Origin of the sequence: Pseudomonas sp. DE0010, from assembly GCF_007680745.1 — a bacterium.
In the GTDB taxonomy this organism is placed as follows: domain Bacteria; phylum Pseudomonadota; class Gammaproteobacteria; order Pseudomonadales; family Pseudomonadaceae; genus Aquipseudomonas; species Aquipseudomonas parafulva_B.
The window spans coordinates 1-347 of record NZ_VEJQ01000092.1; the positions used below are offsets into that span (position 1 = coordinate 1).

General features: G+C 62.2%; 1 protein-coding gene. It reads left to right on the forward strand.

The genetic code is table 11. The features are described from left to right. A partial coding sequence (locus tag FS767_RS21795; protein ID WP_144968178.1) for a DUF520 family protein occupies nucleotides 1-347 on the forward strand: 347 nt, incomplete at both ends.

The window sequence follows — 347 nt, forward strand, 5'->3', positions numbered from 1 at the left end:
CGTCGTATCGGAGCTGGACAAGCACGAAGTCACCAACGCCGTGGACAACGCCATGAAGGAGCTCGAGCGCCGATACGACCTGCGCGGCAAGGGCAGCTTCGAGGCCAAGGACCTTACCGTCACCCTGACCGCCGACGCCGATTTCCAGCTCGAGCAGATGCTGGAGATCCTCAAGGTCAACCTGGCCAAGCGCAAGATCGACGTCCAGTGCCTGGAGGTCAAGGACGCCTATGCCTCCGGCAAGACCGTGAAGCAGGAGACCACCCTGCGCGAGGGCATCGACAAGGAGCTGGCGAAGAAGATCGTCGCCCTGATCAAGGACAGCAAGATCAAGGTCCAGGCCGCCG